The organism is Rhodococcus sp. T7 (genome assembly GCF_009872365.1).
Taxonomy (GTDB): domain Bacteria; phylum Actinomycetota; class Actinomycetes; order Mycobacteriales; family Mycobacteriaceae; genus Rhodococcus_F.
In genome coordinates, this window is record NZ_WXYH01000355.1 from 1 (window position 1) to 24,565 (window position 24,565).

A 24,565-nucleotide genomic window follows, 5' to 3' on the forward strand; every position below is an offset into this window, starting at 1 on the left:
CGCCCGGCGCCACCATCGCCGACGTCGGATGCGGCGGCGCCTGGTCCACGATCGCACTCACGGGCGGAGCCTGGGCGGCGGCGCACCGTGCGGCAGGGACGGCCCGACCGCGGTGAGCGAGCCGGCGGCGCGTCCCTTCCCCCAGCCGAGTTTCTCGCGGTACCGGCCGATGTGGTCCTCCGGGATGCGCTGCCCGTCGACGAGCGGGGTGGACTGCGGGTCGACGTACAGCGCGTCGACCGGGCAGTACGCCTCGCACATGAAGCACGTCTGGCAGTCCGATTGCCGCGCGATCACGGGGATCCCGGTGTCGGTGCGGTCGAACACGTTGGTGGGGCACGCGTCGACGCATTTGTCGCAGCCGATGCAGGCGTCGGCCAGCAGCACCTCGATCACGAGGCCACCCGCAACAGCCCGTCGTGCACCGCGGCGGTCGACGTCCAGACGTCGTCGAGCCCGCCGGTGAGGATGTGGTGGTGCTGGGTGGGGTCGAGGTCGGGATAGTCGGCGCGCTTGCTCATTCCGCGGGTCTCGGTCCGCGCCAGCGTCGAGTGGTACATCCACCGGCCCACCGCGGTGATCGCGGCGGCCTGCCGGGCACGGACCCGGTCGTCGCCGGAGTCGCCGCCGAGGCCGGCGGACAGTGCCGTCCACAGCGACTCCAGTTCGCCGAGCGCACCCTGCACCCGCGCCCCGTCTCGCAGGTAGTTCTTCTCGTACGGGATGAGTTCGGCCTGCGCGGCCGCGACGACGGCGGACGCCTCCAACCCGGGCTGCCCCGTCGGCCGCAGCCCGGCCCGGCCTGCGGGACGCAGTTCGCCCGCCGCGACCCGACGTTCGGTTCGCGCAAACCGAGCGGCCCCGGTCCCGGCCCAGCTGCCGGACGACATCGCCCACGCCGAGTTGTGGCTGCCGCCGCCGGTGAAGCCGCCGCAGATCCGTTCCCGGGTCGCGGCGTCGCCCGCCGCGAACAGTCCGGGCACCGAGGTGGCGCAGGTGTCGTCGACCACCTCGATGCCACCGGTACCGCGGACCGTGCCCTCGGCGAGCATGCTGACCTCGAAGCGGTCGGTGAACGGGTTGATCCCGCGACGGTCGAACTGCAGGAAGAAGTTCGGCTGCCCGAGCCGCATCTGGCGTTGCACCTCGTCGTCGGCGCGGTCGAGCTGGGCGAACACCGGTTCGGACAGCAGCGTTTTCGCGATCACCGACCGCCCCTTGGTGGAACCGGCGCCCTCGAGGACGCTGCCGTCGGCGTGGAAGAACGTGGCGTAGCCGTAGTAGGCGGTCTTGGTGATGGTGGAGTTGGCGGGGACGATCGCGTAGGCATTGGAGAATTCCATGCCGGAGAACGTGACCCCCACCTCGGCCGCCATCAGCGCGCCGTCGCCGGTGTCGACGTTCGTGCCGAGCGCCCGGGACAGGAACGCGCAACCGCCGCTCGCGATCACGACGGCGCCCGCGCTGATCCGGTAGTCACGGACGTCGTGGCGCTGGTAGCCCGCCGCGCCGTGCACCCGGCCGTCGGTGTCGACGAGCAGTTCCAGGGCCGGTGAGTGGTCGAGAATCCGGACGCCCGCCTTCTTGACCCATGCGCGCATGCGTCGCATGTATTCGGGCCCTTGGAGTCCGGTGCGGATCTGCCTGCCGGTGTCGGGGTCGACCGGGAACGGATACCGGCCCTCCTCGGCGAGCAAATTCATGTTCGCGTACGTCTGGTCGAGAACGCGGTCCATCCAGTGGTGGTCGGCGAGGTGGCCGCCGAGTGATTCGCGGCTGGCCTTGGCCTTCGCCCGCGCGGACGGGTCGGGGTCGACGTACCAGACGCCGGTGCCCGAAGGCGCGGTGGCTCCGCTGGTTCCGCAGTACCCCTTGTCGACGAGGACGACGTCCGCCCCGGCTTGGCGTGCGCGGAGGGCGGCCCACGTTCCGGCGGGGCCACCGCCGATGACGAGGACGTCGGTGCTCAGGTCGAGAAGTTCGGTCATGAAGGGCGCTCCTGTCGAGGCGGAACAACTGCCCTTCGACGCTTCCGCACTTCGGGCCGACCCGCCATCGTCAGAATCAGCGTGAACCGAACGTAGGCGGCTCCGCCGCCCGTGCGCCTTTCTGGTTGTCCCAGCTACCAAAAAGGCGCACGGGTGCTACGCGCCTTTGCCGTAGTCGACGCTCAGCCAGTGCTCCGGCCGCATGCGGATGATGATCGCGTTGTCGTCGTACGCCTGCTCGACGAACGGGTCGACCTCCTCGGCGGGGAGGTAGCGGGCGGCGAGTCCGCGGATGTCGTCGGCGGTGGGTGATTCGTCGAACTCCGCCGGACCTTCGACGCTGACGTACCGGTACGGCGGCTTCTCGTGCTGTGCGACGAGGCTGAAGCGGCCGGCTGCGCGGATCAGCCGCTCCTTGAGCGAGCCGCGCCCGGTCCAGACGAACGGTTGGCCGCCGGGTTCGTAGCCGTACCAGATGGGCACGGCGAGGGGGGCGCGTCCGTCGCGGTCGACGGCGATCACCCCCACGTGCACGTCGGCGAGGAACTTCTGACGTTCGTCACTGGTCATCGACAACTGCGACATTTCAGTCTCCGCTCTGGTGATCGGGTTTCGATGGTGGTGCGGGGTCGAGCAGTTGGGCGAGGTGTTTCGACGATCGGTTCGGGTCGAGTTGCCGCACCTGCATGTGGCAGCTGAATCCGTCCGTCAGTATGACTGCATCTTCGGGACTGTCGCGCAGGGCGGGCGCGAGCGCCTGCTCCGCGACCTGCATGCTGAGGTCGTAGTGGTCGGCCTCGAATCCGAAGTTTCCTGCGACGCCGCAGCATCCGGTGGCTTCCCGCACGCGCGGCACCCCGACGGCCTGCAGTGCCTTCCGCTGGGCCGCCGCGCCGAACACCGCGTACTCGTGGCAGTGGGTCTGCACGGTGACGTCTTCGGGCACGGGCACGCTCGGGCTCCACCCTGCCTCGGTGCGTTCGAGCACCGCAGCGGCGAAGCTGCGGATGCGGGCGGCGACGCGTCGTGCGGCGTCGGTGTGGACGAGTTCGGGCAGGTCCTTGCGGAACGCGGCGGCGCAGCTCGGTTCGAGGACGACGATGGGCCGGTCGGTGCCGTCGTCGAGGAGTTCGGCGGCCATTGCAAGGGTCTTGGTGGCCTGCTTGAGCTGTCCGGTGGAGATCCAGGTGAGCCCGCAGCACACGTCGCTGCGGCACTGCGAGCTCCGGCCGGCGTCGGCGAGCACCCGCGACGCGGCCCCGACCACCTCGGGACGGAACCCGCGCGTGAACGTGTCGGCGAGCACCACGACGTCCGCGGTGCCGTCCCGCGACGTCTCCCCCACCTCGCGCCGGATCTGCTTGCGGGACGCGAACTCCGGCATCGACCGGTGTGGGGTGAGGCCACCCAGCCTGGCCGCGACCTTCGCGAGCCGGCCGGCGGTCAGCCGATTCACCACGGGCGCCGAGCGTTCCGCGACCTTCAGCCACACCGGCAGCCAGCCGAGGGAGTAGTGCGACAGCGGACGCACCCGGCCGCGGTAGTGGTGGTCGAGGAACTCGGACTTGTACGTGGCCATGTCGACGCCGACGGGGCAGTCGGTGGAGCAGGCCTTGCAGGACAAGCACAGGTCGAGGGATTCCTTGACGTCCTCGGACCGCCAGCCGTCGGCGACGGTCGGCGAGTTGCGCACCATCTCCTGCAGGGCGCGGGCCCGGCCGCGGGTGGAGTCCTTCTCGTCGCCGGTGGCGCGGTAGCTGGGGCACATCACCCCGCCGGTCGAGGCGCGGCAGCGGCCCACGCCGATGCACCCCTGGACGGCGTGGACGAACGGTGCGACGGGAACGTCACTGGTGGGGGTGAGGTCGAAACTGGTCTGCCACGCCCGCGGATTCACGCCGTCGAGGGCGAGGCTGCCGAGCAGCGGTTCGGGCTCGACGATGCTGCCCGGGTTCAGCACGGCCGCCGGATCCCAGAGCCGTTTGAACGTGGCGAACGCCGCCATCATGGTGGGGGTGTACATCATCGGCAGGAGCGCCGACCGGGCGCGGCCGTCGCCGTGTTCACCGGACATCGATCCGCCGAACCGCACGCAGAGTTCGGCGGCGCGGTGGATGAACCGCGACATCACGTCCCGGCCCTCGTCGGTGCGCTGGTCGAAGTTGATGCGGATGTGCATGCAGCCGGCGCCGAAGTGCCCGTACATCACGCCGGTGAGGTCGAATTCGGCGAGCAGCGCCTTGATGTCGACGAGGTAGTCGGCGAGCTGGTCGGGTGCGACGGCGGAATCCTCCCAGCCCGTCCAGGATTCGCCGCCCTCGACGAGCCGGGCGGACAGTCCGGCGCCGTCCTCGCGGACCCGCCACAGCGACGCGCGTTCGGCCGGGTCCCCGACGACCCGCGAGTCGACGAGGCGTCCGGCCGCGCGGAGTTTCGAGACCAGTTCGGCTCCGCGGAGTTCGACCTCGGCGAGGTCGTCGCCGTCCAGGTCGACGTACAGCCACGCCTGACCGTCGGGCAGCCCGACGACGGAGTCGGCGCCGCGGAGGTGCCGCATGGTGTCGACGATCGCCGAGTCGATGCCCTCGATGGCGGCGGGTGAATAGTCGAGGATGATCGCGTTGTCACGGGCCGCGTCCACCAGGTCGTGGTATCCGAGGCACAGCAGCATCGCCGCGGGCGGTACCGGCACCAGCGCGACGGTCGCGGCCACGATCACCGCGCACGTGCCTTCGCTGCCCACCAGGGCGCGGGCCACATCGAAGCCGTTCTCGGGCAACAGGTTCGCCAGGTGAAAGCCGGACACCTGACGCGGGATGCGGCCGAGCTCGAGGCGGAAGTCACCGAGATGCTCCTGGGTCAGTTCGTCGAGTCCGGCGGTGATCCGTGCGGCCTCGCCCACCGCGGGCGCGTCGTCCGGATCGGTGGCCCGCAGCCCGTCGCGGGTGGCGGTCAGCCGGTGCCCGCTCGCGGTCACCACGTCGAGTGCGACGACGTGATCGGACGTGCGGCCGTAGCGGACGGAGTGGTTGCCGCAGGCGTCGTTGCCGATCGCGCCGCCGACCGTCGCGCGGGACTTGCTGGACGGGTCGGGCGCGAAGGTGAACGCGCCGTCCGTCGCCAGTTGCACGTCCTTCTGCAGGTCCGTCAGCACGATGCCGGGTTCGACGACGGCGGTGCGGGCGGACGCGTCGACGGCCCGCACCCGGTTCATGTGCCGGGAGAAGTCGAGCACCACGCCCCTGCCGATCGCGTTGCCGGCGAGCGAGGTGCCGCCGCCGCGACTGGTGACGGGAATGCCGCGGTCGGTGCAGGCCCGCACGATCGCCACCACGTCGGCGGGCGTGTGCGGAAACGCCACGGCCAGCGGCGGCACCCGGTAATTGGAGGCGTCGAACGAGTATTCGGCGCGCCGGCGCGTTCCGGTGTCGAGGTCGATGCCCAGCTCGGCGAGCTCGGCATGCAGGTCGGCGGCGGGGCGCGTCAGCTCAGCCACGCGCAGCCCTGCCCTCGGAGTCAGCAACCGGAATCGTCGTCAGCGGGCCCATGGCTACATCGTCGAGCCGCCCCCGAAGATTGTCAACAATCCACTCCGTGAGCCGGTACGGTACGGAGGGGTGAGCGTCGTGCGAACATCTGCACCCGCCCGGCGACCGTTGGCCGTGCGGGTGGGCGGCGCCGCGTGGGTGCTGATCGCCCTGTATTTCGTCGCGGAGATCGTGACCGCGCGCGCCTGGCCGCGGCCGTACCGGGTGCGGACGAATTCGATCAGCAATCTGGGTGTCTCGGGCTGCGACGGGTCTGCCGCCGCCAGGCTCTGCTCGCCGCTGCACGCGGTGATCAACAGCGCCTTCGTGCTGACCGGGGTGCTCATCCTCGTGGGCGCGGTGTGCCTGCGCGACTTCCTCCCGCCGGGCCTCCTCCGACGCACCGCGCTGGTCCTGTTCGGTGTGGCCGCCGTCAGCGCCGCGCTGACGGGTCTCGTTCCGATCGACGTGGACGCCCACCTCCACCAGATCGTCGCGACCCCGACATTCGTCGCGCGCAACGCCGCCATGCTCGTCGTCGCGGTCGGGCTGTACGAACGGTGGCGCGTCTTCGCACTGTGGACCGGTCTCTGCGGACTCGTCGGGATTCTCGGAACGGCGGCGATCCTGCTTCCCGGCACACCGTTCGGCATCACCGAACGCCTGGCCCTCTACCCGTTCACGGTGTGGGTCGTGACCGCCGGTGTCGCCGCGCTCCGCGCCCGTGCGCCTTTCTGGTTGCCCTGACTACCAAAAAGGCGCACGGGGCGGCGAAGGTGCCACCATGGAGTGATGTCCACAGCCCTCACGCATGCCGCCGCTTCTCAGCAGGTCGCGGAGAACGGCCGCATCTCGATCGAACCCAACCACAAGCGCATCCGGGTGTTCTTCGGCGGTCAGGCGGTCGCCGACACCACCCGTTCGGTGTACCTGTTCGAGAAGGGACACCTGCCCGTCTATTACATTCCCCGCGACGACGTGAACTTCGACGTCCTCGAGCCCGTCGACGCGTCCACCACCTGCCCGTGGAAGGGCAAGGCGCGGTACTGGGATCTCGTCGTCGGCGACCGTCGCGCCGAGCAGTCGGTATGGGGTTACGACGAGAAACTCGCGGATTCCCTCGACCTCAGCGCGTATGTCGCGTTCTACTGGCACCGGATGGACGCCTGGTACGAGGAGGATCAGCAGGTGTTCGTCCACGCCCGCGACCCGTACGTCCGGGTGGATGTGCTGCCGTCGTCGCGGCACGTGGAGGTCTTCGTCGGCGACACCCTCGTCGCCGACACGGTCCGCCCGCGTCTGCTGTTCGAGACGTCGCTGCCGGTGCGTTACTACATTCCCCGCATCGACGTGCGGTCCGAGTTCTTCACCGCCTCCGACACCAGGACGTCCTGCCCGTACAAGGGGACGGCGTCGTATCTGTCGTTCACCGGCACCGACGGCACGGATCCGGTGGAGGACGCCGCCTGGTTCTACCCGTTCACCACCGCGGAGGTGTCGGGCATCGACGACCACGTCTCGTTCTACCCGGACCGTGTGCGGATCGTCGTCGACGGCACACCGGTGGAGAACTAGCGGGCCGGCAGCGGCGGCAGTTCCAGGTTGTCCCGGAACGTGCCGCCCACGTAGTCGTCGCCGACGATTCCGCGTCGCCGCAGTTCGGGCAGCAGGCCGTTGACGACGAAGTCGCGGGTCCGTTCCTCGGCGAGCCCGCCGAGGGAGATGACGTCGAGAACACCGGCGTCGTAGCGTTCCTGGACGGCGTCGGCGAGTTGCTCGGGGGTTCCGGCGACCGCCCAGTGGCCGGTGTCCTTGGACGCGATGATCAGCTCGCGCAGCGTGCGACCGGACGCTGCGAGCCGACTGAAGATCTCGACCCGGCCCCGGCGGCGGTTCACCGATCCGACGTCGGGCAGCACGTCGGCCGGGACCGGCTTGTCGAGCGGCAGCCCGGACAGGTCGATGCCGCCACCGAACATGTCCTCGAGCCGGATCCGGCCGGCGTCGAGGTCGGTGGTTTCTTCCTGCTCCCGGACCAGCCGCCGCACCTCGGCCTCGGACGCGCCGTAGGTGGCGTGGAAAGAACTCATGATCAGCGGCAGCCCGTCGGCGCGGCCGAGTTCCGTGGCCCGCGTTCGGATGCTCTTGGTGTAGGTGACGGCGTCCTCGAGGGTGGGCAGCGACGTGAACACCACCTCGGCGAAGCGGGCGCCGAGTTCCACGCCCGCCGCGGATTGGCCGGCCTGGAACTGCACGGGCCGGCGCTGCGGCAGCGGCGGGATGTTGAGCGGACCCTTCACCGTGAAATAGGTGCCCGTGTGGTCGATCGGCCGCACCCGGTCGGCGTCGAGCCTGGTACCTCCGGCACCGTCGGACGTGAGCGCCCTGGGTTCCCAGCTGTCGAACAGGGCGTTGATGACTTCGAGGGATTCCGTTGCCCGGGCGTACCGCTCCTCGGGGCTGGGGAGGTCGTGGTCGCTGTAGTTCTCCTCCCCCAGCGACGAGGTCACGGCGTTCCAGGCCGCGCGGCCGTTGCTCACGTGGTCGAGGGTGCCGAACAGCCGCGCGAGGTTGTACGGATGGTGGAACGTGGTGGTCACCGTCGCGATCAGCCCGACGTGCGAGGTCACGGCACTCAGCGCCGACAGGAAGATCAGCGGTTCCTGCGCGCCGATCGCGCCCTGCGCGCCGAAGCTCAGCAGGTCGGCGGCGAACAGCGCGTCGAACTTGTTCGCCTCCGCGATCTTCGCGATCTCGATCGAGGAGGCGACGGTCGACTGCTGCGGGTCGATCGCCGCCGCATAGGTGCTGACGGCGCCGCTGACTCCCGTCACCGTCTTCAATGGGCGGCGTCGCGCAGTACTCATTCGCCCAGCCTAGGAACGGCGGGCCGGTCGGCCCAGCGTTCGGATCAGCCGGATTCTGACCGCTTGTCACACCGCCCCGCTACCGTCGGGGTGTGCTGTTCTCGCAGATCGTCGCGACGTCCCGAGACGTGGGTGCCACCCGATCGCGGAAGGTGAAGGTCGGGGCGCTCCGCGAGGTCCTCACCCGGCTGGAGCCGTCCGAGGTGGAACCGGTGGTCGCGTGGCTGTCCGGGGAACTTCGGCAGGGCCGGATCGGAATCGGCTGGCGGACAGTCGCGGACATTCCGGCGACGCCCGTCGACGCCGGGTCCGTCACGGTGTCCGAGGTCGACGGGACCATCTCCGCCGTCGCCGCGGTCACCGGTTCCGGATCGGCGGCACGCCGGCGTGAACTGCTCGCGGACCTGTTCTCCCGCACCACCACCGACGAGCGGGATTTCCTGATCCGGCTGGTCACCGGCGACCTCCGCCAGGGTGCACTGGAGGGGGTGATGACGGACGCGATCGCGGCGGCCGCCGATCTTCCCGTCGAACCGGTGCGCCGGGCGTTCATGCTGTCGGGACGGCTGCCCGCGACCGCGGTCGCCGCGTTCGGCGGCGGGGTCGACGCGCTCACCGCGTTCCGGCTGGAGGTGGGTCGTCCGGTGCGGCCGATGCTGGCCTCCCCCGCCGAATCCCTCGCGGACGCGTGGACCGAACTCGGCGGCGATGTCAGTGTCGAATACAAACTCGACGGCGCGCGGATCCAGGTGCACCGCAACGGCGACGAGGTGTGGATCTTCACCCGCACGCTGCGTGAGATCACCGGCAGCGTGCCGGAACTGGTCGCACTCGTCGCCGGCCTGCCCTGCGCGTCGGCGGTGTTCGACGGGGAAACGTTGGCGCTCACCGACAGCGGCAGGCCCCGGCCGTTCCAGGAGACGATGAGCCGGTTCGGCGCCGAGTCCTCCCGCGACCTGTTGCTGCACCCGTATTTTTTCGACTGCCTGCATCTCGACGGCGTCGACCTGCTGGACGCCCCCCTCGAGCAACGGTTGGACGCGCTGGAACGGGTTGCGCCGCAACACCGTATCCCCGGCCTCATCCGCCCCGACAGCGAAGGGGCCGCAACCCATTTCGACGACGCACTCGCCGCCGGACACGAGGGCGTCATGGTCAAGTCGCTCACCGCCCCGTACGCAGCGGGACGGCGCGGCCGCGCCTGGCAGAAGGTGAAACCGGAGCACACCCTCGACCTGGTGGTGCTCGGCGCGGAGTGGGGATATGGGCGGCGCACCGGGTACCTGTCCAACCTGCACCTCGGGGCGCGCGACCCGGACGGCGGTGAACCGATCATGGTGGGCAAGACGTTCAAGGGCCTCACCGACGCGCTGCTGCAGTGGCAGACGGACGAATTCCCCCGCCACGAACGCCGCCGCGACGACCACACGGTGTACCTGAACCCCGACCTCGTCGTGGAGATCGAACTCGACGGCGTCCAGATCAGTTCCCGCTACCCCGGCGGGCTCGCCCTGCGGTTCGCCCGCGTCCTGCGGTACCGCCCCGACAAGACGGCCGCCGACGCCGACACCATCGACGCCGTCCGCGCCCTGCTGCCCGGGTGAGCGCTCGTCCTGCATGGCGCGCGCCGGGGCGGTAGCCTCCCCGGCAAAACAAGTCGCCGTGCCGCGAGGGGGTCGACCCGTGACATTCGTTTCCCGCTTCGTGCCCTCGTGCGTCGCCCCGGTGATCGAGGACGCGTACCGGAGGGCGGCCGAGGCCGCGGAGGGTCCCGTCCGTGTCGCCGTGTGTACCGTCACCGTGCCGATCGAGGTGGCGAAGACGTCGTTCCACATCCTCCGGCTCACCGAGGAACTGCTCGAAGAGGTCGTGTTCCTGCTGCGGACGATGCGGCCGGTGGTCGAGGCGGTGAGCACGGGCAGGCAGTCCGACAATTTCGACACGATGTTCCGGACGCTCGAGCAGATCCAGCAGTCGGCCGACGCGATCGCCCGCACGCCGATGGGGGTGGTCCGGAGTGTCTTCGGGTCGACCCGTCCGGCGCCCGAGCAGGTCGACTATCACCCCACCGTCATCGACGCCGAACCGCCGCCCTCCCCCGGTCTCGCGGTCCGCATCGCGTCGATCACGGTGACGGCGCCGAGCATCACGTTCGGCAGGCCCACGCGCTGACGGCGCCCACCCGGATACGCTCGTATGGTGAGCGAACACATCCTCGTCACCGGTGGATCGCGCGGCATCGGCGCCGCCGTCGTGCGTCTGGCCGTCCATCGCGGCTATCAGGTGACGTTCACCTATCAGAACGACGACGAGGCCGCCGACCACCTCGTGCACCACTGCGGGATCCGCGCCACCGCCGTGCGCGCCGATGTGCGCGACGCCGCACTCGCCGCGGCGGTAGTGGGCGCAGCCGACGAACGCGGACAACTGACCGCGGTCGTCAACAACGCGGGGACCACCGGGCCAGTCGGCCCCTTCCTCTCCACCGCGGACGCGTCGCTGCGGGAGGTGTTCGACGTCAACGTCTTCGGGACGATCAATTACGCCCGCGCGGCGGCCGAGCACTGGGTCCGGGAGGGGCGCCCCGGCGTGATCGTCAACCTCAGTTCGGTTGCGGCGGGAACCGGGGCACCGGGCGAATACGTCGGATACGCGGCCTCGAAGGCGGCCGTCGACAGTCTCACGACGGGACTCGGGCGGGAACTGGCGAGCGCGAACATCCGGGTCGTCGGCGTCGCTCCCGGCACCACCGACACCGACATCCACGCGGCCGCGGGCGACCCGGGGCGACCCGAACGGGTCGCCGGACGGATCCCCCTCGGCCGGGTCGCGACACCCGAGGAGATCGCCGAGGCGGTGCTGTGGGCGCTGTCCCATCAGGCGTCCTACGTCACCGCCACGACCATCGCCGTCGCCGGCGGCCTGTGACGACTACCCCCGCCGCGCGCCGCACCTCGGGACGAGCATCGGCACCCGCGTGCGGTAGGTGCGGTAGTCGTCGCCGAACGTGTCGATCAGGTCGTGCTCCTCGAACCGCACTGCGACCAGGATGAAGCCGGTGGTGCCCACGGCGAACAGCAGGCGCCCCCACGTCATCGTCGGCGCCACCCAGAAGGCGATCACGAATCCCGCATAGAGCGGGTGCCGGACCATCCGGTAGAGCATCGGTGTCCGGAAGATGCTGGGCGGATCCGACTTTCCGCTCTGGTTCCGCAGCACCTGGCGCAGTCCGAACAGGTCGAAGTGGTCGATGGCGAACGTCGCCGCGAAGACGAGCGCCCACCCGCCGAGCGATACGGCGTAGATTACGACGCGGACCCAGCTCGTCTCCACGTCCCAGATCTGCTCGGGTAGCGGACGCCACTGCCACATCAGCAGAGCCAGCGCGGCCGTGGCGAACAGTACGTATGTCGAGCGCTCCATCGGCTGCGGGACGATCCTGGTCCAGCGCTCCTTGAACCAGGGCCTGGCCATCACCGAATGCTGCATCGCGAACACCGTCAGCAGCACCACGTCGACGACCACGGCCACCGCGGCGGGGGCGGCGGGACCGTCGTTGATCGTGTAGGGCACAACGAGGCCCTCGACCCATCCGATCGCATACAGGAACACGACGAGGAACATCGCGTAGACGACCAGCCCGTACGCGGTGATCAATCCTCTGGCGACGCCACCCGGGCGGTGCGCGTGCCGTGCTTCGACCATCTCGGCCATGATGTTCTCTCCGATCGCTGTGCACTTCCCCCGACGCACCGAAGTCTCCGACCCCACGGCGGGCGCGACCAGTAACCCTGGGGTGACGGTCTGCGCACCCCGGCCGCCGGCGGGGACGCCGCGACCGTGTCGCACCGACTGACTACCCTGTCGGCATGCTGCCACCGGAGTTCCGTGACGTCGACGTGGCGTCGATCAGGGCGGTCCTCGGCACCACCACCTTCACCCGCGGCGCGCAGTATGCGCAGGCCGGCGCGGTGTCCGTGGTGGCCTGGGATCCGGCGGCCAAGGTGCTGTGGGGCGAGGTGATGGGCACCGCGACGAAACCGTACGCAGCTACCGCGTTCGTCACGTCCACTGCCGGCCGCACCGTGTACCGGTACGGACTCTGTACGTGCCCGGTCGCCATGAACTGCAAGCATGTCGCCGCCGTGCTGATCACAGCGATGAACAAGGCGCGGTCCGAGGCGCCGGATGCGGTCGCACCCACCTGGGACCGATCGCTCAGCTCACTGCTGAACCCCCTCGACGCGTTCGGTGATTCCGCCCGGCGTGCGCCTCTCGCCATCCAGTTCCGGGTGTCGGCATCCGCGGTGGAATCGGGACCACAACTGCTGGTGCGGCCCGTCCAGCCCGGGAGCAAGGACTGGATCGTCGGCGGACTGGCCTGGAACAAGCTCGGCAGCCCGTCTCAACATCCCGCCGAGCACATCCGCGTGCTGCACGAGATCCACCTGCTGGCCGACGGGGGCCTGCGCTACCGCCGCGACAACAACATCGATCTGAACCTCAGTATCTTCCCCAGCCGCCAGCTGTGGTCGCTCCTCGACGAGGCGGCCCGGGTGGGCGTGCAGCTCATTCACACCTCCAAGCGGCTGGGCGCGCTGGCCCCGGTCCGCTCCGCAGAGATCTGCCTCGACGCCACCCACGACGACACGCTCGACGCCCTGGTCGTGCAGCCGGTGATCCGTGTCGACGGCGAACGGGTCGACGCGACCACCGTCGGCTTCATCGGGCTCCGCGGCCACGGCCTGTTCTACGTCGACGCGGACGAACGCATCCAGCTCGCGCGGCTCGACACCCCCGTGCACGCCGCCCTGCAGGATCTGGTGCGCCGTCGCACGCGCATCGAGATCCCCGACGACGAGCGGTCCCGGTTCCTGACGGACTTTCTGCCGAAGCTGCGCAATCTGGCCACGGTCATCTCCTCGGATGGCTCGTTCGTCCCACCCGCGATCTCCGAACCCACCCTGACGTTGCGGGCCACGTATCTGCCCGACCACGAGGTCACCGTCGACTGGGAATGGCTGTACACGGTCGGGGACGACGAGCACCGCACTCCGCTCTCGGCCCGGACCGCCGGTGACGAGTTCCGGGACGACGCCCGCGAACGTGCCCTGCTCGACGAACTCGACATCGACTGGAACAGATACGGCTTGGGGTCGGACGGCCCGGAATCGACGGCGCTGCACGGACTCGACACGATGCGTTTCACCACCGAGATCCTGCCCCTGCTCGACGGCAAGACCGACGTGTCCATCGACGTTTCCGGCGACCGCGCCGACTATCGTGAGGCCGGCGATTCGCTCGCCATCGGGGTCTCCACCAGGGCCTCCACCGGCAGCACCGACTGGTTCGACCTCGGTGTCACGCTCACTGTGGAGGGCCGGGACGTCCCGTTCGACCAGGTCTTCTCCGCGCTGAGCGCCGGAAAGTCCGAACTGCTGCTGCCCGACGGCGCCTACTTCTCCCTGGACAAACCCGAACTCCACACGCTGCGGAAGCTGATCGACGAGGCCCGCGCCCTCCACGACCGCGCCGACGGGTCGCTGCGGCTCAGCCGGTTCCAGGCGAGCCTGTGGGACGAGTTCGCGGCCCTCGGCACCGTGAAGCGCCAGGCGAAGGCGTGGCGGCAGCAGGTGGACGGACTGCTGGCACCGGGCACCGTCCACCAGGTCGACGTCCCGGGCACGCTCGACGCGCAGTTGCGCCCGTATCAGGTGGAGGGGTTCCGCTGGCTGGCGTTCCTCTGGGAGCACGGGCTCGGCGGAATCCTCGCCGACGACATGGGGCTCGGCAAGACCCTGCAGGCACTGGCGCTGATCTGCCATGCGCGGCAGTCGAATCCAGCCGCGCCGCCGTTCCTCATCGTGGCCCCCACCAGTGTGGTGTCGAATTGGGAGTCCGAATCGGCGCGCTTCGCCCCGGACGCCAAGGTCGTCGCGATCGCCGACACCCTGAAACGCCGCAAGATTCCGCTGGACGAACTGGTGCAGGGCGCCGACATCGTCGTCACGTCCTACACGCTGTTCCGCTTGGAGTTCGAGGCCTACGCGGAGTGCACGTGGTCGGGGTTGATCCTCGACGAGGCGCAGTTCACGAAGAACCACAAGTCGAAGATCTACCAGTGTGCCCGTCGGCTGGAGGCCCCGTTCAAGCTGGCGATCACCGGCACGCCGATGGAGAACAACCTGATGGAGTTGTGGGCGCTGCTGTCCATCACCGCCCCGGGCTTGTTCCCGAATCCGGCCCGGTTCACCGACTACTACCGCAGGCCGATCGAGCAGCAGGGCGACGCCGAACTCCTCGCGCAGCTGCGCCGCCGCGTCAAGCCGCTGATGTTGCGCCGCACCAAAGAGCAAGTGGTGAAGGATCTTCCGGCCAAGCAGGAGCAGGTGCTCGATGTCGACCTGCACGCGAAGCACCGCAAGATCTACGACACCCACCTGCAGCGTGAGCGGCAGAAGATCCTCGGCCTGCTCGCCGACGTCGACAAGAACCGCTTCACGATCCTGCAGTCGCTGACCCTGCTGCGGCAGCTGAGTCTCGACGCCGGACTGGTCGACGACGAGTACCAAGAGGTCCCGTCCGCCAAGGTCGACGCACTGCTCGAACAGCTCGCCGACGTCGTCGCCGGCGGTCACCGGGCGCTGGTGTTCAGCCAGTTCACCGGGTTCCTCGGAAAGGTCCGCGACCGTCTCGACGACGCGGGCATCGCGCACGCCTACCTCGACGGCGGCACCCGGCGTCGCGGTGACGTGCTCCGCGATTTCAAGGAGGGCGACGCCCCGGTGTTCCTGATCAGCCTCAAGGCCGGCGGCTTCGGGCTGAACCTCACCGAAGCGGATTACTGCTTCATCCTCGACCCGTGGTGGAATCCGGCCACGGAGGCGCAGGCCGTCGACCGGGCGCACCGCATCGGGCAGACCCGCAACGTGATGGTGTACCGGCTGATCGCGAAGGACACCATCGAAGACAAGGTGATGGCGCTGAAGGCGAAGAAGTCGGCGCTGTTCGCGAGCGTCATGGACGCCGACACCCTGCTCAGCTCCAGCCTCGACGCCGACGACATCCGCAGCCTGTTCGAGTGATGAGAGTGAGGAATGCGAGTTGAGCCGCAACAGTCAGCAGAACCGCGCCGCACGCAAACGCAAGAAGCAGCAACGGGGCACCGCCCGGGAGCAGCGTGCGCCCCGTCCCGGCATCGAGGGCGCCGAATCCCTGGTGTTCGCCGGAATCGAGTTCGCGTACGGGCCCTCGGCGAATCCCGAGTCACTGCGACGGACGGTCCGTCAGCTGGCCGATCTCGACGGTTCCCGGTCTGCGGACAGTGTCCTGGAGTGGGTCTCCCGGATTCTCGACGGGTCGATGGACCACGTGTTCGGCACGGGGTGGCAGCCGACGGAATTCGTTCACGCGGTGCGCCGGGAATTCGGTGCGCGCACGGCTCGGCTGACGGTCACCGTGATCGGCGCGCACGCGAGCCGCACCTCGGCGCGCAAGATCGCGCCGGCTCAGTGGCGGGAGCAGCTCGACGAGCTGGGTATCGCACCGGACAGTGCACCCGCCCGTGGCTACCTGTCCGCGTGGTGTGCCTCGGAGAACGCCGACCCTACCGACACGTGGACGGCGATCCTGTCGTTCCTCGGCTACTGCAGCTACCTGATACCCCTGACGCCGCTGCTCGCGGCCCCGGCGAACTGGAGCGAGGGCATGGCCACCTCGTCATCCGCTTCTCGTGGGCCCGAACCCAAGATTCTGGCCCGCATCCGGGGCCTGCTGGCCAAGGCCGAAGCGACTCCGTACGCAGAGGAGGCGGAAACCCTCTCGGCGAAGGCGCAGGATCTGATGACGCGCTATGCCATCGACAGCGCCGTCGTCGATGCCGCCGCGCGCACCTCGCTGCGTGATCAGGTCGTCACCCGCCGGCTGCTCGTCGACAACCCGTATCCCGAGGCGAAAGTTCAGCTGCTGAACTGTGTGGCTGACACCAACAGCGTCCGCGTCATCTGGCATCAGCGGTTCGGCCTCGTCAGCATGGTCGGGATGCCGATCGACCTGGACCTTTGCGAGATGCTGTTCACGTCACTCCTGGTTCAGGCGTCACACGCGCTGAGCGAGGCGGGTGGCGACCGGGTGAAACGAACCCCCAGCTTCCGTCGGTCGTTCCTGCTCGCCTTCGCCACCCGGGTGGGCGAACGGCTGGCGATCGCCCGGGATCAGGCCGGCCGCGACGCGTCCAGTCAGTACGGCAAAGAACTGGTGCCGATCATGGCCGAACGGACCGAGGCGGTCGGATCGGTGTTCGAGGATCAGTTCCCGTCCACCGTCCCGATCGCGCATTCCGTGACCAATGCGCACGGCTGGCAGGCCGGGCGGGTGGCCGCCGAGTTGGCGGATCTGACCGGCGGCCGGGAACGCATCACCGGCTGAAACGAGAGGAGTCCGATGTCCATCACCGCCGACGTCCATCGGCTTCTTCGCCTGCGCCAGGACCACGCCGCGTGGACGTTGCTGCGGGCCGACACGGCGCCGGCGATTCTGGCGCTGCTGGGCCGGCACTTCGATCACGGAACCCGACGCCTCCCGGCTCCGGAACTGTTCGCCCGCTTGGACTCCGACCTTCAGACCATGCGCGATGAAGGCCTCGACTTCCCGCGTACCGGTCAGGCGTATTGCACCGAGTGGGTGCGGTCCGGTTATCTGCTCCGCCGAGCCGCGGTCGGTACCCGTGAGGAGACTCTGGAACCGACCGAGGGCGCGTTCGCCGCGATGGCGTTCGTCGCGAATTTCACCAGTCAGGCGAGTTCGGCCACCGAATCCCGCCTGACCACGCTCTCCACCCAGTTGCGGGCTCTGGCCCGGGATTCCGATCCCCGCACGGAAACTCGTCTCACCGCGCTGCTGACCGAACGGGCGGCGATCGATCAGCAGATCGCGGCGGTGGAGTCGGGGGTCTTCCCGGTCCTCGACGGCGACCGTGCCGTCGAGCGTTCCGCGGAGATTCTCGCGCTGGCCTCGGAGGTCCCTGCCGACTTCGCCCGGGTCCGCGCCGAACTCGAGGAACTCAACCGCGATCTGCGGGCCCGCATCCTCGACGACGACGGTGACCGCGGCGACACCTTGGGAGATGTGTTCCGCGGCGTCGACCTCATCGGCGACTCCGACGCCGGTCGCAGCTTCACCGCGTTCTACGACATGATTCTCGATCCGGCCCGGTCGTCTCAGATCGACGAGTGGATCGACGCGGTGCTGCAGCGGCCGTTCGCCGCCATGCTGACCACCGATCAGAGATTGCGGTTCCGGACCTTGCTGACGGAGATGGAAACGGCCGGCTCCGAGGTGCATTCGACGATGACCTCACTGTCCCGCTCGCTGCGTCACTTCGTCCAGTCGCGCCACTACGAGGAACACCGCCGGCTGCAGCGGTTGCTGCGCAGCGCACAGCAGAGCGCCGTCGCCGTGGCCAAACATCGTCGGCCCTACGACCTGCTCGATCTCGACCTGGTGCGCGTGGGCATGACCCTCGAATCGGTCGCAGCTCTTCGCCTGCACAACCCCGCCGACAACCTCGTCACCGAACCGGTGCTCACCAATGACGCCGGCACTGTCGATCTCGACGAACTTCGAAGGCTCGTCCGAGAATCCGAGATCGATATGGACGAATTGTCCGACAACGTCGCGGCCACTCTGCGGGCGCACGGTCGCGCCACGATCGGTGACGTCCTGCGCGACTACCCCGCCACTCAGGGACTCGCGAGCGCAGTGGGATTGATGGTCCTTGCCACTCACCACGGGCACGCGATCGACGGCACCGAAGACATTCACTGGATCTCGGGCGCCGGCGTCGCACGTCGGGCGACGATCCGTCGTCGCCTGTTCGATCCGGCGGCCGACGAGTTCACCGCCCGGCCGGCATTCGAACCCACGGGGAGCCCGACATGAGCGACGAGCCGACCACCCGCGGCCACTACCCCGGAGACACCGGCGAACTGGACTTGGAGACACGGCGCGCCTTCGTGCAGCTGCTCAAGGGCCCGCTCGTCACCGCGTCCAAGCACCCCGAAGTGTGGCGCGCGGTGATCCGGGACGAGCGCCTCCTCCGGTCCCGGCTCGCCGACGTGTTTCTCGTGCTCGTCATCGACGACGACAACGAACTGGCGTTCACCCGCCCCGCCGAAACCGGCGACGCCGGTACTCCCACGGTGCTGCGCACCGAGCGTCTGACCTTCATGGACACGGTCATGCTGCTGGCGTTACGCCAACGTCTGCTGCGCGCGCAACCGGGCGAACGAGTGATCGTCGATCTCGACGAACTGCGCGAACAGCTCGAGATGTATCGCGCGGCGAGCGACACCGATCCCGCCGGCTACGCGAAGCGCATCAACGCGTCGTGGAAGAAACTCGACAAGTATTCGCTGCTCACGAAGACGTCGACCGACGATCGCATGGAGGTCTCCCCGGTGTTGCGGCAACTGTTCGACGCCGAACAGGTTGCGCTCGTCGAAGCGGAGTTCCGGCGGATTCTGGAGGAGGGCACACCGTGATCCATCCCGGTCAACGTCGTCTCGCGCGCGTGCAGGTCGTCAACTGGGGGACGTTGCACGGCCACCACGACCTCGCGGTGGCCCGCAAGGGTTTCCTGATCACCGGCAATTCCGGCTCCGGCAAGTCCACGCTCATCGATGCCATCTCGGCGGTGCTGGTCCCGGGCAATCAGCTGCGGTTCAACGCGGCGGCGCAGGAGACCACGAACTCGGGACGCAACTTCGTCACGTACATCCGGGGTGCGTGGCGGCGGGAGGCAGGCGCGGACACGGAGGGTCTGGTCGCCTCGTACCTGCGCACCGGCGCGACGTGGAGTGGCATCGCCCTCACCTACCGCACGGACACCGACGATCCGCCGATCACCCTCGTCAAGCTCATGCAGCTCGGGCGGGGCCAGAACGCGGCCGGCGATGTCAGCCACCTCCACCTCATTCTCGACCACGAACTCGACCTGACAGATTTCAGCGCGTTCATGGCCCGCGGAATCGACACTCGGGGAATACGTAAACGGTGGCCGGAGGCGGCCGTCAACCCGACGTACGCGCCGTTTGCCCGCAGTTTCCGCTCCCGCCTGGGCATCTCGACGGAAGGTGCACAGCGGCTGCTGCACCGCACCTTGTCCGCGAAGAGCCTCGGCAGCCTCGACCAGTTGTTTCGCGACTACATGCTCGACACCCCGAGCACTTTCGCGATGGCCGAGCGCGCGGTCAACCAGTTCCACGATCTGCAAGAGGCGCACCGCGTCGTCGTCGATGCACGGCTTCAGGTCGAGATGCTCACACCGCTCGTCGAGCTTGCCGACACCCGGCGACGCGGCCTGCAGTCCCTGCGTGACACGGAGGAGGAGAACGCGCATCTCGGGACGGTCCACGCCGAGATGACGTTGTCGCTGCTGTGCGGTGATCGCACCGAACGCCGCGCCCTGACTCCCCTGCTGGAGTCGGGCGCGACCGAGGCCACGGCAGCAGCCGAACGCGCCCGCCAGGAAACCCTCGATCTGACCGTGAAACTCGAGGGCGTCGGGGGCGGCCGGCTGGCCACCCTCCACGCGCAACGAGACGCCGAACTGAAGACGTTGGCGCGGGTGCGCGCCAGGCGGGATCAGATCGCCGAGGCCGTGTCGGCCTGGGAGGGAACCGTTCCCGAGACCGCCGAGGAGTTCGCGCGGTTACGTGGGCAACTCGAGGACCAGTTGCGTCAGGCGTCCACCACCCACGAGGAGCGGTTCGGTGACCGCTATCCCCTCGCCGAACAGCGCGGCGCCGCCCAAAAGGAGCGCGCCGAGCTGGTCACCGATCGTGAGATCATCGCCCGCAGACGCTCCAACATCGATCCGGGTCTGCTCCGCGCCCGCGAGTCGATCTGTTCCGCCGCGGGTGTGCCGGACGACGCCGTGCCGTTCGCGGGCGAGCTGATCGCGGTCCGGGACGAGCACTCCGAGTGGACCGGCCCCATCGAACGGGTCCTCGGCGGCCTCGGCCGCACCCTCCTGGTCCCGGAGGAGGTGTATCCGGCGGTCGCGGCGGCCGTTGACGCCACCCATCTCGGCGCGCGGCTCGTGTATCGCCGGGTGCGGGTCGGCGCCACACCGTCAACGGTGCCGAAAACCGGGGCGCTGTCGCTGGTGCGCCGAGTAGAGGTCACCGACGGTCCGCTCGCACCGTGGATCCACCACCATCTCGCCGACCGCTACGACTACGCGTGCGTCGACTCGGCGGCCGGCTTCGCGGATCACCCCCGCGCCGTGACACGCGCCGGGCAGGTCAAGCACTCCGCGGAGCGGCACGAGAAGGATGACCGGAGCCGCATCGACGACCGACGGCGGTGGGTTCTCGGATTCGACAACGAAACCAAGCTCGAGGACATTCGCCGTCGAATCGCGGATCTCGACGTCACGATCGCGGGCGTGACGAGCCGACTCGACGCGCTGGACCGTGAGGATCAGCGGATCGCCCGGCAGAATCGCGCAGCGCAGACGATCCTCGATGCGCAGTGGACGGATGTCGACGTCAGCGCCGCGCAGGCCGCCGTCGATGCGGTGGACGGCCGCCTCGACTCCTGGCAGCAGGACAACCCGGAGCATTCCGCGGTGTCGGCCGCCCTCGAGCTCGCGAAGAAGGCGGAGAACGAGGCCGACGCGGCCCGGCGTCAGGCGGACACGGCGTTGACGGTGCACCGGACGGCGCTCACGGAACTCGAGGCCAGGATCGCGCAGGCCGAACTCGACGCGGGCGAGACGGCTCCCGATGCGGTGGCCGCCCGGATCAAGGCGCGGTTTCAGAAGTTCGCGCGCCGCGTCACGTCGGAGAATATCGACAGGGCACTGTTCGAGGTGGGCCAGGGCATCGGCACGGACAGGGGTGAGGCGCAGAACGCGGTGTCCGCCGCCGGCGCGTCGATCGTCCGGATCCTGTCCCAGTATCTGGCGCGGTGGGAGTCCCGCGGCGGTGAGCTGCGGGTCGACGCCGAATATGTCGACGACGCCCTGGCGATTCTCCAACGGCTGCGCTCCGACGGTCTCCCCCGGTACGAAGATCGGTTCTTCCAGCTGCTGCACGACCAGTCACACCGCAACATCGGCGAACTCGCTCGCACGATCCGTAAGGCGCCGGCGGAGATCCGTTCCCGGATCGACCCGGTAAACGACTCGCTGCGCCGCTCCGCGTTCGACACCGACCGGTGGTTGCGCATCGACGTCCGCGAGCGACGGTCGCCGGCGGCGGCCGACCTTCTGGACGACCTGACCCGGATCACGAGCGGTGGTTGGGACATCGAGCAGCGCCCCGCGGCCGAGGAGCGATTCGAGCGGATGGCGGCGGTGCTGGAGCGGCTGGCCTCGAAGGAACCCGCGGATCAGCGCTGGCAGCGGCAGGTCCTGGACACTCGCCTGCACGTGGGATTCATCGGCGTCGAGATCGACGGCACCGGAGAGGCTCGCAACTACCACGATTCGAGCTCCGGGCTGTCCGGCGGTCAGGCGCAAAAACTCGTGTTCTTCTGTCTGGCAGCGGCCTTGCGGTATCAGCTCGCACCCGACGGCACCGACCTTCCCCGTTACGGCACGGTCATCCTGGACGAGGCGTTCGACCGCGCCGACTCCGCGTACACGCGCCGAGCGTTGGACGTGTTCGCGCAGTTCGGTTTCCACATGGTGCTGGCGACGCCGCTGAAGTTGCTCGGCACACTCGAGGAGTACATCGGCGGAGCCGTGACCGTGAGTATCCGCGACCGGATGCACACCGAACTCAGCCTCATCGAATTCGACGACGTGAGTGACACATGAGTGCACGGTGTGTTCTGCCGCCCGCCGCCGCAGCGAAGGCGCAGACCACCTACTCGAGTCGCCGACGGCGCTGGCTGACCGACTCCGCACTCGCCGACCAGGATTCGCTGACGGTGGCGCTGCATCCGCCGTCCGAGCAGCAGATTGCCGAGGATCCCGACACGGTTGTCGCGTGGGTACGCGCCTGGCGCGGCTACACCGGCGACGGCCGGGTGGAGTGGGCGACGCGGCGGTGGCCGAGCTTCGGCACCCAGGAGGTGCCGGTGCGGCTGACGCTGGCCGGGGCCGGTCAGATCGCGTCCGAGGGTGGCCGCGGATCCGAATGGCGCGCCCTGGTGATGCGCCGCGACGCCCTCGTCGACCGGCTGGGCCCCGGCACCCCGGCGTTGTCGGCAGCGGTTGCCGCGACCGCGGCAAAGTGGCTCGATCTGGACGACGACGACTTCGGCAGGCTGACAACCATTGCGCGGTGGTTGAGCGACCACCCGAACTCCGGGTATTTCATTCGCCAGCTTCCCGTTCCGGGGGTCGGCACGAAATGGCTCGCGCGTCACCGTGGCGTGGTGGAGACGCTGCTCGAAGGCGTTCGCGGCAGCCGCGACCTCGGCATCCGGGGCCTTCCCCACTTGCGCGACGTCGCATTGTGCGATCCCGATCTGCTGGCCGGCAGTCCGCGGCGCTTCGCCACCTCACTGGAGGAACTCACGACGCTGTCGCTGAACCCGGCGCGGGTCCTGATTCTCGAGAATAAAGAGGGCCTGTACGCGCTACCTCCGCTGGCGGACACCGTGGCCGTGCACGGCGGCGGCTACACGGTGCACGAACTGGCCGGCGTCCCGTGGGTGGCCCACTCGGAAGTCTGGTATTGGGGCGACCTCGATAGCCACGGGTTCGCCATCCTCGACCGTCTGCGCCGGCATCTTCCGCACGTGCGGAGTCTGTTGATGGATGAGGCCACCCTGGATCGGTGGCGGGTTCTCGCGGTCCGGGAACAGTCACCGACGTTCAACGAAGTGTCCCACCTGACCGGGTCCGAAGCCGCGGCCCTGGAGTGCTTGCGCGAGGGTGATCTCCGACTGGAGCAGGAGCGCATCCCCTGGCCGTACGTGCTCGAGCAACTGCTCGCCGCATTCGGCCCTGGCCTGCGATCGGCGTCCTCCGACTGCGACGCCCGTCCGGGCAGCAAGTAATGTCCGATCCATGCCTCGTTACACGATCCCCCTGGGGAACAACCCGCGCCCGGATGCCCCGGAGTCCGTGAGCCGCCACGTGCCGTTCTACTGCGCGCACGATGCGGCGGCCGCGGCGTGGACGCGGGCGATCGGCGAGGCGTGCGGCGACCTGCTCGACCCGGTCACGCAGACCGCCGTCGTCAACGTCGTCAGCAACTTCGGGCGCGAACTGTTCACCGGCGACGCGGACGTCGTCGTCACGCTGGACCGGATCGGCACCACGTCGCTGACGCTGCTGATCACCATCGAGCAGGACGGCGTGCAGGCCGCCGAGGTGACCGCCACCCTCGTCCAACTCGATTCGAGCCGCGTGAACTCGGCGCCGTGGTCGCCGGCGCAGATTGCGGCGCTCGAGACGCTGCGGAGCGAACTGGCTGTTCGGACGCCGTGATTGGCGCCTGTAGAACTGCGTAGAGATCGGTATCGTGTTCCTATGACGAGCCCGCGCGATCTCCGTGACCTCGCACTGGTACTCACTCGTGAAGCGACCGACACCGGTCGGCGCACAGATCTCGATGCAGCGATCGAGCGGTACGGCTTCACTCGCGCGGAACTGGCATCCGAATCGTCCGGCGACCCCGACGCTGACAGGCAGTGACAGCACGCAATGGCCCTCGACCATCGAAGTTTCAACCAGGCCTGATCTGGGCATTTGATCGTTATGAGTATCGAAGACGGGCCCGGTGACACGCTGAGCCCCAGCGAGAGCCTGGACTCCGACGACGTGCGCAACAACGACGGCGACGACGTCGTCGATCCGCCCGACGGCTGGAGTGAGGCCGACCGGTTCGGTACCACCTTGAACGAGGAGCGCGAGGGTGAGTCGCTCGACGAGAAGTTGTCCGAGGAGGAGCCCGATACCCCGCTGGAGCAGCAGCAGGAGGTGTCGCTGCGGGATCTGCCCGACGACGAGTTGACCGAGGACGTCGACCGGGTCATCGACGACGAGGAGATCGACATTCCGGTGTTCGGAACCAAGCACGCCTCCGTCGTCGAGGGTGTGATCGTGGAGGACTCGCGCACCGACCGCGGTCAGATCGACGGGTCGGCGGAGGACGGCGACTCGTTCTTCACGGTCCTCGACTGACCGTCCCGCAACCTGGGCTTACACTGGCACTGTTCGCAC

General features: G+C 69.0%; 19 protein-coding genes. 13 read left to right on the forward strand and 6 right to left on the reverse strand.

Going from position 1 to position 24,565, the window contains the following annotated elements; genetic code table 11:
* Positions 1–57 precede the first annotated feature (57 nt).
* The 4 genes from MLGJGCBP_RS35495 to MLGJGCBP_RS35510 form a co-directional block, all read right to left on the reverse strand.
* Positions 58–396, reverse strand: coding sequence for a 4Fe-4S dicluster domain-containing protein (locus MLGJGCBP_RS35495; RefSeq protein WP_160101656.1), 339 nt, complete (start codon positions 394–396; stop codon positions 58–60).
* Positions 393–1,988: an FAD-dependent oxidoreductase gene (locus MLGJGCBP_RS35500; RefSeq protein ID WP_160101658.1), complete on the reverse strand. Its 1,596-nt coding sequence runs from the start codon at positions 1,986–1,988 to the stop codon at positions 393–395. The genes MLGJGCBP_RS35495 and MLGJGCBP_RS35500 overlap by 4 nt, the downstream gene beginning before the upstream one ends.
* Before the next feature lie 156 nt (positions 1,989–2,144).
* Positions 2,145–2,573, reverse strand: coding sequence for a pyridoxamine 5'-phosphate oxidase family protein (locus tag MLGJGCBP_RS35505; RefSeq protein WP_160101660.1), 429 nt, complete (start codon positions 2,571–2,573; stop codon positions 2,145–2,147).
* Position 2,574: 1 nt separating this feature from the next.
* Positions 2,575–5,484, reverse strand: a complete 2,910-nt coding sequence (locus tag MLGJGCBP_RS35510) for an FAD-binding and (Fe-S)-binding domain-containing protein (RefSeq protein WP_160101662.1) — start codon at positions 5,482–5,484, stop codon at positions 2,575–2,577.
* A 130-nt stretch (positions 5,485–5,614) separates the two neighbouring features.
* On the opposite strand from MLGJGCBP_RS35510, the gene MLGJGCBP_RS35515 reads away from it, so the two are divergent.
* Both MLGJGCBP_RS35515 and MLGJGCBP_RS35520 read left to right on the forward strand, forming a co-directional pair.
* Positions 5,615–6,262 (forward strand): DUF998 domain-containing protein, encoded by a 648-nt coding sequence (locus MLGJGCBP_RS35515; RefSeq protein ID WP_236581549.1) that lies wholly within the window; start codon positions 5,615–5,617, stop codon positions 6,260–6,262.
* A 45-nt stretch (positions 6,263–6,307) separates the two neighbouring features.
* The gene (locus MLGJGCBP_RS35520; RefSeq protein ID WP_160101666.1) at positions 6,308–7,090 is read left to right on the forward strand and encodes a DUF427 domain-containing protein; all 783 of its coding nucleotides are present in this window, start codon (positions 6,308–6,310) and stop codon (positions 7,088–7,090) included.
* Here the strand turns inward: MLGJGCBP_RS35520 and MLGJGCBP_RS35525 are convergent.
* The gene (locus tag MLGJGCBP_RS35525; RefSeq protein WP_160101668.1) at positions 7,087–8,382 is read right to left on the reverse strand and encodes an NtaA/DmoA family FMN-dependent monooxygenase; all 1,296 of its coding nucleotides are present in this window, start codon (positions 8,380–8,382) and stop codon (positions 7,087–7,089) included. The genes MLGJGCBP_RS35520 and MLGJGCBP_RS35525 overlap by 4 nt on opposite strands.
* A 92-nt stretch (positions 8,383–8,474) precedes the next feature.
* Here MLGJGCBP_RS35525 and MLGJGCBP_RS35530 point away from each other — a divergent pair, with 92 nt between their 5' ends.
* The 3 genes from MLGJGCBP_RS35530 (at position 8,475) to MLGJGCBP_RS35540 (ending at position 11,310) form a co-directional block, all read left to right on the forward strand.
* Positions 8,475–9,986, forward strand: a complete 1,512-nt coding sequence (locus MLGJGCBP_RS35530) for an ATP-dependent DNA ligase (RefSeq protein WP_160101670.1) — start codon at positions 8,475–8,477, stop codon at positions 9,984–9,986.
* Positions 9,987–10,065: 79 nt separating this feature from the next.
* Positions 10,066–10,554, forward strand: coding sequence for a hypothetical protein (locus MLGJGCBP_RS35535; protein ID WP_160101672.1), 489 nt, complete (start codon positions 10,066–10,068; stop codon positions 10,552–10,554).
* 27 nt (positions 10,555–10,581) lie between these two features.
* Positions 10,582–11,310: an SDR family oxidoreductase gene (locus tag MLGJGCBP_RS35540; protein WP_087558083.1), complete on the forward strand. Its 729-nt coding sequence runs from the start codon at positions 10,582–10,584 to the stop codon at positions 11,308–11,310.
* A gap of 3 nt (positions 11,311–11,313) precedes the next feature.
* Here the strand turns inward: MLGJGCBP_RS35540 and mddA are convergent, their stop codons facing one another.
* Positions 11,314–12,096 (reverse strand): methanethiol S-methyltransferase, encoded by a 783-nt coding sequence (gene mddA / locus MLGJGCBP_RS35545; protein WP_160101674.1) that lies wholly within the window; start codon positions 12,094–12,096, stop codon positions 11,314–11,316.
* 155 nt (positions 12,097–12,251) lie between these two features.
* Here mddA and MLGJGCBP_RS35550 point away from each other — a divergent pair, with 155 nt between their 5' ends.
* The 8 genes from MLGJGCBP_RS35550 (at position 12,252) to MLGJGCBP_RS35585 (ending at position 24,526) form a co-directional block, all read left to right on the forward strand.
* Entirely contained in the window at positions 12,252–15,467 is a 3,216-nt protein-coding gene (locus tag MLGJGCBP_RS35550) for a DEAD/DEAH box helicase (RefSeq protein WP_160101676.1), read from the forward strand.
* Between the two features lie 19 nt (positions 15,468–15,486).
* On the forward strand, positions 15,487–16,809 hold the full coding sequence (locus tag MLGJGCBP_RS35555; protein ID WP_160101678.1) for a DUF2786 domain-containing protein: 1,323 nt from the start codon (positions 15,487–15,489) through the stop codon (positions 16,807–16,809).
* 15 nt (positions 16,810–16,824) lie between these two features.
* Positions 16,825–18,321 (forward strand): DUF3375 domain-containing protein, encoded by a 1,497-nt coding sequence (locus tag MLGJGCBP_RS35560; protein ID WP_160101680.1) that lies wholly within the window; start codon positions 16,825–16,827, stop codon positions 18,319–18,321.
* Positions 18,318–18,923 (forward strand): DUF4194 domain-containing protein, encoded by a 606-nt coding sequence (locus MLGJGCBP_RS35565; protein ID WP_160101682.1) that lies wholly within the window; start codon positions 18,318–18,320, stop codon positions 18,921–18,923. The genes MLGJGCBP_RS35560 and MLGJGCBP_RS35565 overlap by 4 nt, the downstream gene beginning before the upstream one ends.
* Positions 18,920–22,207 carry an ATP-binding protein gene (locus tag MLGJGCBP_RS35570; protein WP_160101684.1) on the forward strand — a complete coding sequence of 1,096 codons (3,288 nt, stop codon included), beginning with the start codon at positions 18,920–18,922 and terminating at the stop codon, positions 22,205–22,207. The genes MLGJGCBP_RS35565 and MLGJGCBP_RS35570 overlap by 4 nt, the downstream gene beginning before the upstream one ends.
* Complete coding sequence (locus MLGJGCBP_RS35575; RefSeq protein WP_160101686.1) at positions 22,204–23,397, forward strand: DUF3322 domain-containing protein; 1,194 nt, start codon at positions 22,204–22,206, stop codon at positions 23,395–23,397. Before MLGJGCBP_RS35570 ends, MLGJGCBP_RS35575 begins: the two co-directional genes overlap by 4 nt.
* A 10-nt stretch (positions 23,398–23,407) precedes the next feature.
* The gene (locus MLGJGCBP_RS35580) at positions 23,408–23,830 is read left to right on the forward strand and encodes an acyl-CoA thioesterase (RefSeq protein WP_160101688.1); all 423 of its coding nucleotides are present in this window, start codon (positions 23,408–23,410) and stop codon (positions 23,828–23,830) included.
* Between the two features lie 270 nt (positions 23,831–24,100).
* Positions 24,101–24,526 (forward strand): hypothetical protein, encoded by a 426-nt coding sequence (locus MLGJGCBP_RS35585; protein WP_160101690.1) that lies wholly within the window; start codon positions 24,101–24,103, stop codon positions 24,524–24,526.
* Positions 24,527–24,565: the final 39 nt, after the last annotated feature.